This is a genomic window from Neorhizobium sp. R1-B (assembly GCF_004368875.1).
GTDB lineage: Bacteria > Pseudomonadota > Alphaproteobacteria > Rhizobiales > Rhizobiaceae > Neorhizobium > Neorhizobium huautlense.
On the sequence record NZ_SOEM01000019.1, the window covers coordinates 17,445 to 31,361 of the forward strand.

Consider the following 13,917-nt stretch of genomic DNA (forward strand, 5'->3'; position numbering starts at 1 on the left):
CCCAACGACACCGCCCGTCCGGTCGTCGGCGACGGGGGCGGCGTCGGCAAGGGGCAGACGAAGGGGAAGACAGCCAGACCGGGCGGTAGATCGCCATACATCTACTCCCACACACGCTGTGATGGAAATTGGCACACTCGCGCCAAATTATACCTCGTTAAATTTATCCTCGCGAGATTAGAGCCGCGGTATTCCACGAATTCACTTTCGGCGGCGAGAGTCTTTACCGTCGGAAATCACTGCCGGTTTCTCCCTGAAATAACAGCTCACTGAACGACTTGGTCACGTTTTCGTGGCGCGCTGCTTCAGCGTTCACAAAATCAAAGAAATGCATCACCTCAAGCTCTAAATATTTCATCATACCTGTTTTGCTAAAAGCCTGCAGAAGTTCATGATTGTATTCAGTATTCACCCCTAAAAACGTCATTCGACCGTCAACAAATTTGCCATTTACAACATTTATCTCTCTCACCTCGAGAGATGAAGTAACAAAATCGAGAAAATCCTGATCAAGACGCCTAAATTCTTGAAAAAAACTGTCATCGTAATTTGGATGAGATATCCTTCTCATATTTTGATAGAAATCATAAATATCCCCATTCATTTTCCAGTGATAATCGCTAAATACTTTTGATTTGCGCTTCCTCTTTTCTTCCTCGACTGGGACCCTTGGATAGAGATCCACTTCCAGATTTGTGAGTCGAAGAAATTCGTTAAGAAGCGCCGACCGGCGCCGCCGGTCGAAGAAGGCAGAATATTTTTTCCGCATTGGCACCAGGTAGCCCCCTCTGAAGAGGTCGACATTAATATCGTAGACCATCTGTAATACGGAATCTGTATACCTTCCCGAAAACGACGCAAAAAGCTTTTCTAACCTTCGACTAGCAACACGAGCTATACAATTTGCCGCAAAATACTCCTGAAAACTTCGATGTGTAAAACTATAAGTTATACCTTCTCTTTTTAGAAGGCACAAACTCTCCAATAAGTCATTTATAAACGCCTCATTAGAAACAGAGCAATTCTCCATAGATTTCGAAGAATCTATAGTTTTATTCAGATCCTCATCGCTGAATTCAAAATTTTGCTCATAGTAACTTATCAAACAAAAGTAGGAAATAAGGCGGACAAGCTCTTGGCGCTCCATACCAGTATAAAGTTTTCGCTTGTACCCACCTTTTGTGAGGTCATGCCTCATATAAAGAGCTTCGAATGCCTGCTCGTAAAACAAGAACATTCTTTTTGGAATGTCTTGATTGTATGAGAATGTCAGCAACATCATGTAGGCCAACAGAGGAGTTGTAAGAAACGTCTCGTGCGTCTCATACAAAATATCCAGCTTTTTTAGGAATCTATTTATATGCTCTTCGTCATATGGTGCTTTGCTTATTAATTCAACCACCTGATTTCTATTCAAGGGCTTAACCGAATAGGTGTCAAACTGGTGCCAGCCCTTAAATCGCTCATCCGGGCGGCTTGTCACAATGATCGTAACAGCAGGATTTGACGATCTAAGCTGAAGGATCATCTCTTCAACTTTCGGGCGCTGATCATGATTTATCTCGTCAAATCCATCTAGAAACAATACAAACTCGCCAGCTTTCAGAGCTCGATTGAAGCTTGCTTGAGATATAGATGACCCTGATTTAATAATAGAATGAAATATAAAATCTGAGATATTATTATGAGTGTAAAAATTTAGTTGCCGTAACTCCAAAAAGAAAGGTATCTTTCCTCTAGAATCCTCAAAGAAAGAAAGCCACAAATAGCGCATAAACATAGATTTTCCGCCACCACCGGTTCCGGTTATAACAGCAGCACATCCCTTTTTTACTTTTTCCACCAAAGAATACTGATCTACGGAAACATCATCGACTTCAAAATTCTGATCAACATAGAGAGATAGCATTTTTTCTGTTTTTTTTGTCGCTAAGTATGGTTTTAATTTCCATACATTTATTGAATGTACTAAGCATATGGTCGCTTAAATCTGTCTTTATTTGCTCCGCATCCGAAGATAGGAGCTTTACTTTTTTTGAAAGGTAATCCACGGCAAGTTTCGTAATAAGACCGCTAAATCCTTTTTCTGCGATGGATAGCGCGAATGCTTCAATGGTCATAAAATCCTCCACAGGAATTCCCTCTAAAATTGCAGGGCGTTAGGTCTAAGTCCATAAAAAACTGTGATTGAATAAAACTGCGCACAGCTCAGTTTGATTTTTCTCTGCTTGTGTTCATCAGAACAGAATCTCAGCCCACCCCGCGTTAAACCTCCCTCAGCCGGCCGGTGGCTATATCTCCCCCGCGCGAACGGAAGGGAGAACCCATGGCGATGATCGGCTTCAAGAACACCCATAACCAGGATGTCTATGTCAATCCGGCGCAGGTGCTCTATGTCACGCCCTTCGAGGACGGCGTTTCGATCATCGCTTTCGCCATGGCCGGCAGCGGCGGCAAGCCCGTCCCGCTTTATGTCCGCGGCGGCGTCGATGCCGTGCAGCAGCGGCTGAACGGCAAGCCCGCCCGCTGAACCGTGCCACGTTTCCCGCAGAAGACCGGCTTTCCGGACGCTGCCCGCGCCCCCTCGGGCGGGGACGATCCTGCGCACCTGCTCCAATGTGATCAACCGCTTGCGCGAAATCTCGTCCGCGCCCATCCCCGTCCCCTCGCTCCATGCCTACACTCTCCCCGTCCCGCATCGGATACACCGGAAGGCGTTCCGGCGAGGCGGGGCCGGCGCCGGATGCAAGGAAACGACGTAAGTCCTTGCACCTGGGGTTCGCGGAAAATGGTCTCCCTCCGGCGACACGGGGAGAGATGAGCGGCTGCGGACCGGCCCTCGTCTCTTGATGCCCGAAGAAGCGCGCCGGGCGTGCCTGTGCGGCACACATGGTGGCCCGAAGGATGGTTTCGCCGGACTTTTTGAAGTCCGTCCGCCTCAAGTGCGGAAAGTTCGGCGGCGGCGTTCTGGATTGTTGGCGATAAGTCGTTTCGCCCGGGGTTCAGAAGACCAGACGAACACCATCCGGAAAGGCCACGGCAGAGGGACCGGAGTCGCGGATAAAAACCGCCGAACGGGGCGCTGAGAGGTGTCACCTAAAAACTAACTTACGAGGCAGCTCCCAGCGCCCCGTCCGCTCCTCGGGTCAAGCCCGAGAATGACTAAACATTCGTCCTCCTCGGGCGAACGAAGTGAGACCCGAGGATCACCAAGGGATTACCATGTCCAAAGACAAGCCGCGCACCATCGATACCTGGCTCGCCGCCCGCACGGCCGAAATGCTCGCGCTGCCCCATACGATCTGCCGCCGGCGCGACTGCCGCCGCAGGAACAGCTGCTACTGGCATTTCCGATCCAACAACGAACCCTGCTGCCTGCAGAATCTCTCCGCCGAGCAGCGCGAGGTATTCGATGCAATTTATAATCGGGCGCATTTCGCGCAGAGCTTTCTCGGCTCCGACAGCCATCTTTTCGAGGCCCGTCATGGTGAGCAGCGGCTGCTGGACGACGTGGCGATCGAGATCGCCCGCATGTCGCGCAGTCGCTGGAGACCCGAGATCTGGGATGCGGCGAGGCGCAGGCGGGAGAAGACGTTGCCGCCTGGGTAAAAGGTGGAGTACGACGAACCGCCCCCGGCCCTTCGCTAGGGCTCAGGGCGTTCGTCACTGCAATCGATTCACTGGATCGATTGCTCGGGCTTCGCCCGACCGTTCCTCACCCCACAAACGCCCGTTCGATGACGAATTCGGCGGGCTTGCTGTTGGCGCCTTCGGTGAGCCCCGCCTTTTCGAGCAGCGCCTTAGTGTCCTTCAGCATCTCGGCCGAGCCGCAGATCATGCCGCGGTCGGTCTCGGGGTTCAGCGGCGGCACGCCGAGGTCGGCGAAGAGCTTGCCGTTCTCGATGAGGTCGGTGATGCGGCCGGTGTGGGAAAATTCCTCGCGGGTGACGGTCGGGTAGTGCTTCAGCTTGTCGCCCACCAGTTCCGAGAGGAATTCGTGGTTGCGGATCTCCTCCACGAGGTCGAAGCCGTATTTCAGCTCGGCCACCTCGCGGCAGGTATGGGTGAGGATCACCTCGTCGAACTTTTCGTAGGTCTCGGGATCGCGGATCAGGCTCGCGAAGGGGGCAATCCCGGTGCCGGTCGAGAACATGTAGAGCCGCTTGCCCGGCGTCAGCGCGTCGAGCACCAGCGTGCCGGTCGGCTTCTTGCGCATCAGCACCGTGTCGCCCGGCTTGATCTTCTGGAGGTGGGAGGTGAGCGGGCCGTCCGGCACCTTGATCGAGAAGAATTCCAGCTCCTCGTCCCAGGCAGGGCTGGCGATCGAATAGGCGCGGTAGACCGGCTTTTCGCCGACCATCAGGCCGATCATCGCAAATTCGCCCGAGCGGAAGCGGAAACCGGCCGGCCGCGTCATGCGGAAGCGGAACAGGCGGTCGGTGTAATGCTCGACGGCAAGCACCGTCTCGGCATAAACGCCATCCGGCACCTTGGCCGCCGTCTGGGTTGGATTCTGGACCGCAAATTCGTCATTCTTCGCTGGAGCGTTCATGCCAATCCGTCTCTTCGTCTCAACTCTCGTCTTCGCAGGAGCGAAATATACCATAAGGCCGGGCATTTGAAGGCACCCGCGCGCCTATGTCGCGGGTGTCTTGAGAAAATATGTGCAGGAAGATCACCTTTCCCGCGCCGGTCAGGCGGAGCGGCGGCGCCAGCTGTAGCCGCCGGCCTTGTCCGCCTGTCGGGCCGTCGGCTGGTAATGCACCGCAATCCCCGGCAGGCGTCCCTCCTCCAGCCGCTTCAGCGCCGTCGCGTTCTTCACCGCAAAGCTGTCGACTCCACAGCGCAGCATCAGCGGGATCTGGTCGATCAGGACGTCGCCGACGGCCCGCAGCTCGTTCTTGTAGGCGAGCCGGTCGCGGAGCAGCGAGGCATGCGAAAAGGCGCGGCCGTCGTTGAAGGCTGGAAACTCCACCGCGACGATCTCGAGGCGGTAGAGATAGGGTTCCAGCTTGCGGATGTCGTCGGCCGGCTTGATCAGCACGCCGAGGCCGACGTCATTGCTGTTTTCGGCCCTCTCGATCAGCTGATCGAGCGGCAGCAGCACCTTGTCGTTTTCGCCCGCCTTCAGCTCCTCCGTCTCGATCACCCAGGGGTCGTTCTCGACGAAGCCGGTTTCTCTCCAAACCCTGGTCATCACGCAGCCTCCGCCTTGGCGTCGCCGTAGAGTGCATCCTTGAACGGCTGCGGCCCGACGCGGCGATAGGCCTCGAGGAAGATCTCCTCCTTCGAGAGGCGAAGGTTGAGGTAGGTGTCGACGATCGTCTCGATCGCATCGGTCACCTTGTTCGGCTCGAAGCCGCGGCCGATGATCTCACCGATCGAGGTATGCTCGTCGCCGGAACCGCCGAGCGTGATCTGGTAGAGCTCGGCGCCCTTCTTCTCGACGCCCAGGAGGCCGATATGGCCGACATGGTGATGACCGCAGGCATTGATGCAGCCGGAAATCTTGATCTTCAGCTCCCCGATCTCCGCCTGGCGTTCCGGCGAACCGAAGCGGGTGGAGATTTCCTGCGCCACCGGGATCGAGCGGGCATTCGCCAGCGCACAGTAATCCAGCCCGGGACAGGCGATGATATCGGTGATCAGCCCGGCATTGGCGGTCGCAAGGTTCTGGGCGATCAGCGCGCGGTAGAGCGGCTCGAGATCGGCGAGCGCCACATGCGGCAGGATGACGTTCTGCTCGTGGCTGATGCGGATTTCGTCGAAGCCGTATTCCTCGGCAAGGTCGGCGATCACATCCATCTGCACGTCGGAAGCATCCCCGGGAATGCCGCCGATCGGTTTGAGCGAAATCGTCACCATGCCGTAGTCGGGATGTTTGTGCGGCTGGACGTTCTGGCTCACCCAGCGGCCGAAGGCCTCGTCCTCCTTCTTCCAGCCGGCGAGCTGCGCCCAGCCTTCCGGCCGGTCGGGCAGCGCCGGCGGGGCGAAATAGGCGGCGATCGCCTGGATGTCGGCATCCGGCAGCTTGAGTTCGGTGCCTTGCAGATGCGAAAACTCTTCCTCGACCTGGCGGGTGATCTCCTCGACGCCTGTCTCGTGGACGAGGATCTTGATGCGCGCCTTGTACTTGTTGTCGCGGCGGCCGAACAGGTTGTAGACGCGCACGATGGCAGTCACGTAGGACAGCAGATCCTCTTCCGGCAGGAAGTCACGGATCTTCTTGGCGATCAGCGGCGTGCGGCCCTGTCCGCCGCCGACATAAACGGCGAAACCGAGTTCGCCCTGGTCGTTCTTTTTGAGATGCAGGCCGATGTCGTGGACCTGGATCGCCGCACGGTCTCGCTCGGCGCCGGTGACGGCGATCTTGAACTTGCGCGGCAGATAGGAAAATTCCGGGTGGACCGAGGACCACTGGCGCAGGATTTCCGCGTAAGGCCGCGGATCGGCAACCTCGTCGGCGGCAGCGCCGGCGAAATGGTCGGCGGTGACGTTGCGAATGCAATTGCCCGAGGTCTGCAGCGCATGCATCTCGACGGTCGCCAGTTCCGCGAGGATATCCGGCGTGTCCGACAGTTTCGGCCAGTTGTACTGGATGTTCTGGCGGGTGGTGAAGTGCCCGTAACCGCGGTCGTATTTGCGGGCGATATCGGCGAGCATGCGCAACTGGCGCGCATTCAGCGTCCCGTAGGGGATGGCGACGCGCAGCATGTAGGCGTGCAGCTGAAGATAAACGCCGTTCATGAGGCGCAGCGGCTTGAAGGCATCCTCCGCCAACTCGCCTGCCAGACGGCGCGTCACCTGATCGCGGAACTGCTCCACGCGGCTGGTGACGAATGCATGGTCGAACTCATCGTAACGATACATGGTTTCCTCAGACTGCGATAAAGGCCGGATCGGCAGGGCGGTAGCCGGCAGCATATTCCATTGTCGGGCCCTGGGCACGGATGCGTTCGCGCAGACGGATCGGCCAGAGCTTGCCGTCAACCTCCTGCACGTCGACAACGGCAACGTCAACGACCTTGTTCTCCGCAAAATCGCGCTTGCCGATCGCCTCGAGCGAAGCGACCGCTTCAGCATGCCGCGCAACGATCGCATCCTGCAGGCTTTCCACCCAGTAGCCATTCGCGTCGAGCCAGACGGCGATGCCGTCCGACAGGCGGTTGGCGGTGAGAACCTTGTCGGTCATTTTCTATTGTCCCATGTCTGCGTGAACCTTGCCAGCCTTCAGGGTCTTGAAGGCAGACAGCGGTTCGGACTTTTCGAAATTCGCACCGGCGACAGCCTCGCCGATGATTACCATAACCGGGCCGACGAGATCGTCGCGGGCCTCCAGATCCGGCAGTTCGCTCAATACGCCATGCAGGAGCTTGCGGTCGGCACGGCTGGCATTCTCGATGACGGCAACCGTGGTATCGGCGCTGAGACCGGTGCCCATCAGGCGCTCGGCAACGGAAGCCGCGACGGAGCTGCCCATATAGACGGCGATCGTCGCGCCGGAAACAGCAAGACTGGCCCAGTCCGGCAGAACCTTGCCGGCCAGGTCGTGGCCCGTGGTGAAGATCAGCGACGAAGCGACACCGCGCAGCGTCAGCGGCAATTCGAAATCGGCAGCCGCTGCAAAAGCCGACGTGATGCCGGGCACGATCTCATAAGCGATACCAGCTTCGCGCAATGCCGCCATCTCTTCGCCCGCACGACCATAAACCAGCGGATCGCCGGACTTCAGGCGAACGACGCGCTTGCCCTGACGGCCAAGCTCGACAAGCAGGTGGTTGATCTCTTCCTGAGATTTGGAATGGCAATTCTTCCGCTTGCCGACCGAAAGGCGCTCGGCATCGCGACGGCCCATATCGACGATCGCCTGCGGCACCAGCGCGTCATAGACGATCGCGTCGGCTTCCATCAGCACGCGCTGGGCGCGGAGCGTCAACAGGTCTTCGGCGCCAGGACCGGCACCGACCAGCCAGATCCTGCCTTCGGCTTGGCCACTGGTCGAAAGCAGCGCGTTGGCGGAACGGCGAGCCGCGCTGGTGTCGTTGGACGCCACGGCATCGGCGACGTCACCGGAAAAGAAGCGGCGCCAGAAGATCCGGCGTGAAACGCCGCGCGGCACGAGACGCTCGGCGGCGTCGCGATAATCTGCGGCAAGGCCGGCTAGGCGGCCAAGCGACGGCGACAGCATCTGGTCGATGCGAGCCCGGATCATCTGGGCAAGAACGGGGCCGGCGCCTTCGGTGCCGATCGCCACCGCCACCGGCGCGCGGTTGACTAGCGCCGGCGTGTAAAAATCGCAGAAGTCCGGCTGATCGACCGCATTGGCCGGGATCTTTTCGGCGCGGGCAGCGGAAACGATCGCCCGGTCGAGCGCAGCATTGCCGGTCGCGGCGAATACCATTACCGCGCCCTTGACCTGATCCGGCGAGAAATCCGACCGAACAGTCTCGATGCCCTGCGCGGCCAGCCAGCCGGCATAGTCCGGCTCTGGGGCCAAGGCGTAAGCGACGATCTCCGCCTCGGTGTTGCGCAACAGCCGAGCCTTGGCATAGGCTTCGTCACCATTGCCAAACACGAAAACGCTCCGTCCGCTGACGCGGAAGAAAGCCGGAAAAACCGACAGACGTTGTTGGCTTGGAGACATGCGGGTATCCTGAATCATATGACTGCAATATCCAGGAAAAGGCGCCGGAATTGAAGGAATGGATATGCGAAGTGGGTTGCGAGCCGGTATTTCTGTTTTACGATCAACCGGTTCTTGAGCAAAAGCCACCGCGACGATATTTCACTAGCACCTTGGTAGACTAAAGTGTTTTTGCCCTGATCCGCGCGTTCCACGCCATAAACTGCCTAGACATCCTGCAAAAAAGAGCTCTCATGACGATCGCCGCATGCCTTCTCGACGCCATCGAAAACGATATCCTGCCTCTCACGGAAAAGGGTGTCGCTGCCGGCAACAAGGTTTTCGGCGCTGCTGTCCTGAAGAAATCCGATCTGTCGCTGGTAATCGCCGAGACCAATAACGAGCTCGAAAATCCGCTCTGGCACGGCGAGGTGCATACGCTGAAGCGTTTTTACGAAACCACGCGAGATCTTCCCACCAAGGATTTGATTTTCCTTTCGACTCATGAACCATGCACCATGTGTATGTCAGCCATCACCTGGGCCGGTTTCGACAACTTCTACTCGTTCTTCAGCCATGAGGATTCAAGAGACGCCTTCGCCATTCCCCACGACCTGAAGATCCTGAAAGAGGTCTTCGGCCTGGAACCCGGCGGCTATCGGCGCAGCAATGCTTTTTGGAACTCCTACTTCATCACCGATCTCATCGAGACCGAGGCAGAGCCGTTACGCAGCGCATTAAGGTCGCAAACCGCCCGCATCAAGGCCGCCTATCAAAGGCTCTCGGACAACTACCAGTCGGGCAAGGGCAGCAACAGCATACCGCTCAACTGAGCGTCAGGGAATTTTTCCAATGAAACCATCGAAGGACATTTCGCGGCTGATCGAGATCATGGCGGCGCTGCGCACACCCGGCACCGGCTGCCCGTGGGATCTCGAGCAGAATTTCTCGACCATCAAGCCCTATACGATCGAAGAGGCCTATGAGGTCGCCGACGCGATCGAGCGCAACGACATGGACGATCTATGCGAGGAACTGGGGGACCTGCTGCTTCAGGTCGTCTTCCATGCCCGTATGGCGGAGGAAGCCGGGGAATTCTCGTTCGGCGATGTGGTCGAGGCCATCACGAAAAAGATGATCCGTCGGCACCCTCACGTCTTCGCCAGATCGGATGCCGACACACCCGATGCCGTGAAGGCGCAGTGGGACAACATCAAGGCGGAGGAAAAACGCGAGCGGGCCGAGCGGCACGCCAAACGCGCGCTCACCGCAGGGCCGAGGGCAACCGACGACTTCAAGCGTGGCTTTCTGAGCGGCGTACACCGCAGCCAGCCGGCACTGACGGAGGCGTTGAAGCTGCAGAGCCAAGCCGCGAAGGTGGGCTTCGACTGGTCCGAGGCCGAACCGATCCTCGACAAGATCGAGGAAGAGATCGGCGAGTTGCGCGAGGCGCTGCGCGGCGGAGAACGCGACAAGGTCGCCGATGAACTTGGGGACCTCATCTTTGCACTCGTCAATATCGGCCGCCATGTGAAAGCTGATCCGGAAGATGCACTGCGGGGCACCAACACGAAATTCCGACGCCGATTCAGTTACATCGAGACGGAGCTTGAAAAGTCGAGTCAATCGCTCGATGCGGCAACCCTGGAGCAAATGGAAGAGCTCTGGCAAGCGGCGAAAGCAATCGAGCGGGAATCGGGTGACGGAGGCCGCCCAAAGTCCTCAGGTCGGGCATGACTCCTCCCGCACCACATCGATTCCCGCCTCCCACCCGGGACCAAAGCCCTACGGCGATCTAGGACTTATGGGCTAGTCCACCCCGCATTGGTCCTAGGCCGGTAGCATTTTCCTGAAAACAACCGGAAGGTCCCTCTACAGGCAATCTCGGTTGCGATTCATAATGCGAGGAAATACCAATGAACAGGAACGGTTTTTTGGCGACTGCAGCGGTCGCTCTCATGCTGTCGACCGCTACGACCGGCGCTCATCTGACGGGTTTCTCCGACATGGTATGGGCCAAGGGTGGTGACGGCGGCGGCAATGGCGGCGGTGGAGGCAATGGCGGCGGCAACGGCGGTGGCGGCGGTCACGGAAACTCCGATCACGGCAACTCCGGCCATAGCAATTCCGGCAAGTCGGACGCCAAGGAGGACAAGGACGCCTCATCCACGAAAGGCCAGACGCAGAAGGAAAACGCCCGGCGGGATGCCGAAGACAAGCAGACGAAGAAGTCCGCAGCCGCGTCTCCGGCGCCATCCGAACTCAAGGGCCTCAATTCGCTGAAAAGAAACTACAACGCCTACCTGAACACCAGCGATCCGCGGATGACCGCGATATCCGCCTATGTTCGCGATTACGCACAATACGAGATCGACATGGGCGTGGCCCCGACGATCGACGATCCGGTTCTGGGTGACGAGGCGCTGCGCGATACGCTCGGCGAGTTCACCGGCCAGCCTGTCACCGACAAAACGCTCGATTGGGCAAAGGATGTGTTGGGCGTCGGGACGGCCGAGGGCAAGATCGACCAGGTCCGCGATACGCTCGACGAGCAGGCGGCAGTAGACAGCGAATAGTCCCGATCAAGAAGCTGAGACGCCGGGGAACTGAACTCCGGCGTGCAGAAGCATGCTCCCGCCGCCTCGGGAGCATGCTTTTATCTTTCCCAATCCTCTTTCGCCGGCTTAGGCCCGTTGCCGAGCTTGCGTTCCAGTTCGGCGGCCTGAGCCTCCGACATGCGCACGTCAAGCGTGACGGATCCGTCTTCGTTATCCTGCCGGTCATCGACGATGGAATTATTATAGACCCAAGAAACGACAGCAAGCTTTGCAGCGGGAATGGTGATCGTGGTTTCGGTGAGCACGCCGGAAAGACGCCTGGCGATCTCGGCCATCAGCGCATCGATGCCCTCTCCCGTGATCGCCGAGACGGCCATGACGTTTTCACGGCTTACGGCCCTGTCCGCAATCGCCTCATGGGCTTCCGGATCGAGCCGGTCGATCTTGTTCCAGACTTCGATGATGCGCTCGGCGCCTTCCTTCTCGTCGATCCCGAGATCGGAAAGAATGCGCAATACGTCGCCGGCCTGGGCCGCATTGTCCGGATCGGACATGTCGCGCACATGCAGGATCAGGTCCGCTTCCAGCACTTCTTCGAGCGTCGCGCGGAAAGCGGCGACCAGATGGGTCGGCAGATCGGAGATGAAACCGACCGTGTCGGAAAGGATCACCGTTCGGCCATGCGGCAGCTTCATACGGCGCAATGTCGGGTCGAGCGTTGCAAACAACATGTCCTCGGCCAGCACGCCGGCCCCGGTGATGCGGTTGAACAGCGTCGATTTTCCGGCGTTGGTATAACCCACCAGCGCGACGATCGGATGAGGCACCTTGCGGCGCTTGGCGCGGTGAAGCTGACGGGTCCGCACCACCTGTTCGAGCTCGCGCTCCAGCCTGACGATGCGCTCCTGCAGAAGCCGGCGGTCGGCTTCGATCTGCGTTTCACCGGGGCCGCCCATGAAGCCGGCGCCGCCGCGCTGGCGTTCGAGGTGGGTCCAGCTGCGGACGAGGCGGCCCTTCTGGTAGTTGAGATGCGCCAGATCGACCTGCAGCGTGCCTTCCTTGGTGGAGGCGCGACGGCCGAAGATTTCGAGAATGAGGCCGGTGCGGTCGATGACCTTGGCGCCGAGCTCCTTTTCGAGATTGCGCTGCTGCACCGGAGTGAGCGGATGGTCCACGATGACGAGGCCGGCATCCTTCTCGTCAAGCAGCGCCTTGATCTCCTCGATCTTGCCGGTGCCCATGAGGGTGGCCGGACGCGGCTGGCTGATCGGCACGATCAGCCCTTCCACGATCTCCAGATCGATGGCCCTGGCAAGGCCGATCGCCTCTTCGAGACGGGCTTCACTGGAGCGCTGCGGCGCGGGGGCAGCCGACGAATCGCCCTGTCCGCCTCGCGACCTCGCCTGTTTGAGGACCGGCACGATCACAGCCGCGCGCATATCGTCCCGGCGCTTTTCAGCTTCCGGGACAAGGGATTCGTTAGAAGTATCGCGATTAGAAATTATATCTGTCCTTAAGCCGCGCTCTCTTCGCTTTCGAACATCTGCATCGGTTGTCCCGGCATGATGGTCGATATCGCGTGCTTATACACCAGCTGAGAGTGGCCGTCACGGCGAAGAAGGACACAGAAGTTGTCGAACGACGTGACGACGCCTGTGAGCTTGACCCCGTTGATCAGGAATATCGTCAGGGAAATCTTCTGCTTGCGAACAGTATTGAGAAATAAATCCTGCAGGTTCTGAGAACGTTCCGCCATAGCGCCGCTTCTTTCTTTTTTGCCGGTCAATGAGCCGGGACATGATCAAGCTTTTAAGAGACGACCGGGAATGCCCTCGTATTCCCTTCCCCCTGATTGTCTGGTTATCAAATCGCCGTCTTTTCCGCAATGTCGAAAAAGGCGTCGCGAATGCTGCCTGAAACGGTACCGGGATGACCGTTGGCAATGGGCTTTCCGTCGACTTCGACGATCGGCACGCAGATGCCGGTCGCGGAGGTGAAAAAGACCTCGCGCGCAGCCATCATCTCGTCCACCCGGAACTCGCGTTCGACAACCTTCAATGCGAGCTTTTCCGCCACATCGATCAGCGTCGTGCGTGTGATCCCCTTCAGGATGCCGTGCTCTGCGGGACGGGTAAGGAGCTCGCCGTCCGGGGTGACGATCCAGACGTTGGAAGACGCCCCCTCCATAACGATGCCTTCGCGATCCACGAAAATCGCGTCCTGGGCGCCGGTTTCCTTCGCCTGCTGTTTGGCGAGCACATTCGGCAGGAGCCCAACCGTCTTGATGTCGACGCGATCCCAGCGGTTTTCCGGAACCGTGATCACCTTGATCCCATTGGCGTATTTCTTCGCTGCCGCGGCCGGATCGGTGCTTTTGGCGGTGATCGTGATGGTCGGCGGCGTGCCATCCGCCGGGAAATAGTGGTCGCGGCGGGCCGCACCGCGCGTGACCTGCAGATAGAAGATTCCGTTTCTGACCCGGTTGCGGCGGAGAACCTCGCGGATGACGAAGGTGAGTGCTGCGCGGCTCATCGGCTGCGCCATGCTCAATTCCCGCAGCGACCGGTCGAGGCGGTTCAGGTGCCGCGTCAGGTCGACGATCATCCCCTGGCGGACTTCGCAGACTTCGTAGACGCCATCCGCGAACTGGAAGCCGCGGTCCTCCACATGCACGGCCGCTTCGGAATGGCGGACATACTGGCCGTTCACATAGGCAATTCTCGACATTGGTCGTCC

At 58.4% G+C, this 13,917-nt stretch carries 15 protein-coding genes; 5 read left to right on the forward strand and 10 right to left on the reverse strand.

All coding sequences use genetic code 11. The features are described from left to right. Positions 1-223: 223 nt before the first annotated feature. Together EDE05_RS20895 and EDE05_RS20900 are read right to left on the reverse strand one after the other, a co-directional pair. A complete protein-coding gene (locus tag EDE05_RS20895) occupies positions 224-1,909 on the reverse strand; it encodes an NACHT domain-containing protein (protein WP_134102882.1) in 1,686 nt (561 codons plus the stop codon). After that, positions 1,890-2,120 (reverse strand): hypothetical protein, encoded by a 231-nt coding sequence (locus EDE05_RS20900; RefSeq protein WP_134102885.1) that lies wholly within the window; start codon positions 2,118-2,120, stop codon positions 1,890-1,892. Before EDE05_RS20900 ends, EDE05_RS20895 begins: the two co-directional genes overlap by 20 nt. A gap of 206 nt (positions 2,121-2,326) precedes the next feature. On the opposite strand from EDE05_RS20900, the gene EDE05_RS20905 reads away from it, so the two are divergent. Together EDE05_RS20905 and EDE05_RS20910 are read left to right on the forward strand one after the other, a co-directional pair. Further along, complete coding sequence (locus EDE05_RS20905; RefSeq protein ID WP_112798240.1) at positions 2,327-2,530, forward strand: hypothetical protein; 204 nt, start codon at positions 2,327-2,329, stop codon at positions 2,528-2,530. Positions 2,531-3,222: 692 nt separating this feature from the next. Further along, complete coding sequence (locus EDE05_RS20910) at positions 3,223-3,609, forward strand: hypothetical protein (protein ID WP_132413020.1); 387 nt, start codon at positions 3,223-3,225, stop codon at positions 3,607-3,609. Between the two features lie 106 nt (positions 3,610-3,715). Here the strand turns inward: EDE05_RS20910 and EDE05_RS20915 are convergent, their stop codons facing one another. The 5 genes from EDE05_RS20915 to cysG all read right to left on the reverse strand — a co-directional run bounded on the left by EDE05_RS20915 (position 3,716) and on the right by cysG (position 8,644). Beyond that, a complete protein-coding gene (locus EDE05_RS20915; RefSeq protein WP_112798244.1) occupies positions 3,716-4,552 on the reverse strand; it encodes a ferredoxin--NADP reductase in 837 nt (278 codons plus the stop codon). Between the two features lie 141 nt (positions 4,553-4,693). Further along, positions 4,694-5,197 (reverse strand): DUF934 domain-containing protein, encoded by a 504-nt coding sequence (locus EDE05_RS20920; protein WP_105372552.1) that lies wholly within the window; start codon positions 5,195-5,197, stop codon positions 4,694-4,696. After that, positions 5,197-6,870, reverse strand: a complete 1,674-nt coding sequence (locus EDE05_RS20925; protein ID WP_134102888.1) for a nitrite/sulfite reductase — start codon at positions 6,868-6,870, stop codon at positions 5,197-5,199. Before EDE05_RS20925 ends, EDE05_RS20920 begins: the two co-directional genes overlap by 1 nt. A gap of 7 nt (positions 6,871-6,877) precedes the next feature. After that, positions 6,878-7,192, reverse strand: coding sequence for a DUF2849 domain-containing protein (locus EDE05_RS20930; RefSeq protein ID WP_112798248.1), 315 nt, complete (start codon positions 7,190-7,192; stop codon positions 6,878-6,880). Positions 7,193-7,195: 3 nt separating this feature from the next. Beyond that, the gene (gene cysG / locus EDE05_RS20935; protein WP_112798250.1) at positions 7,196-8,644 is read right to left on the reverse strand and encodes a siroheme synthase CysG; all 1,449 of its coding nucleotides are present in this window, start codon (positions 8,642-8,644) and stop codon (positions 7,196-7,198) included. Between the two features lie 233 nt (positions 8,645-8,877). Between cysG and EDE05_RS20940 the strand changes: the two genes are divergently transcribed. The 3 genes from EDE05_RS20940 (at position 8,878) to EDE05_RS20950 (ending at position 11,199) form a co-directional block, all read left to right on the forward strand. Next, positions 8,878-9,456 (forward strand): nucleoside deaminase, encoded by a 579-nt coding sequence (locus EDE05_RS20940; protein ID WP_132413016.1) that lies wholly within the window; start codon positions 8,878-8,880, stop codon positions 9,454-9,456. A gap of 19 nt (positions 9,457-9,475) precedes the next feature. Beyond that, complete coding sequence (mazG, locus tag EDE05_RS20945; protein ID WP_112798254.1) at positions 9,476-10,360, forward strand: nucleoside triphosphate pyrophosphohydrolase; 885 nt, start codon at positions 9,476-9,478, stop codon at positions 10,358-10,360. A 179-nt stretch (positions 10,361-10,539) separates the two neighbouring features. Then, on the forward strand, positions 10,540-11,199 hold the full coding sequence (locus tag EDE05_RS20950) for a hypothetical protein (protein ID WP_132413014.1): 660 nt from the start codon (positions 10,540-10,542) through the stop codon (positions 11,197-11,199). Positions 11,200-11,279: 80 nt separating this feature from the next. Here EDE05_RS20950 and hflX read toward each other — a convergent pair whose 3' ends face one another. The 3 genes from hflX to EDE05_RS20965 all read right to left on the reverse strand — a co-directional run bounded on the left by hflX (position 11,280) and on the right by EDE05_RS20965 (position 13,908). After that, positions 11,280-12,620 (reverse strand): GTPase HflX, encoded by a 1,341-nt coding sequence (hflX, locus tag EDE05_RS20955; protein ID WP_105372546.1) that lies wholly within the window; start codon positions 12,618-12,620, stop codon positions 11,280-11,282. A 74-nt stretch (positions 12,621-12,694) separates the two neighbouring features. Continuing rightward, complete coding sequence (gene hfq / locus EDE05_RS20960) at positions 12,695-12,937, reverse strand: RNA chaperone Hfq (protein ID WP_056335505.1); 243 nt, start codon at positions 12,935-12,937, stop codon at positions 12,695-12,697. A 107-nt stretch (positions 12,938-13,044) separates the two neighbouring features. After that, positions 13,045-13,908, reverse strand: coding sequence for a D-amino-acid transaminase (locus tag EDE05_RS20965; RefSeq protein ID WP_112798260.1), 864 nt, complete (start codon positions 13,906-13,908; stop codon positions 13,045-13,047). Positions 13,909-13,917 lie beyond the last annotated feature (9 nt).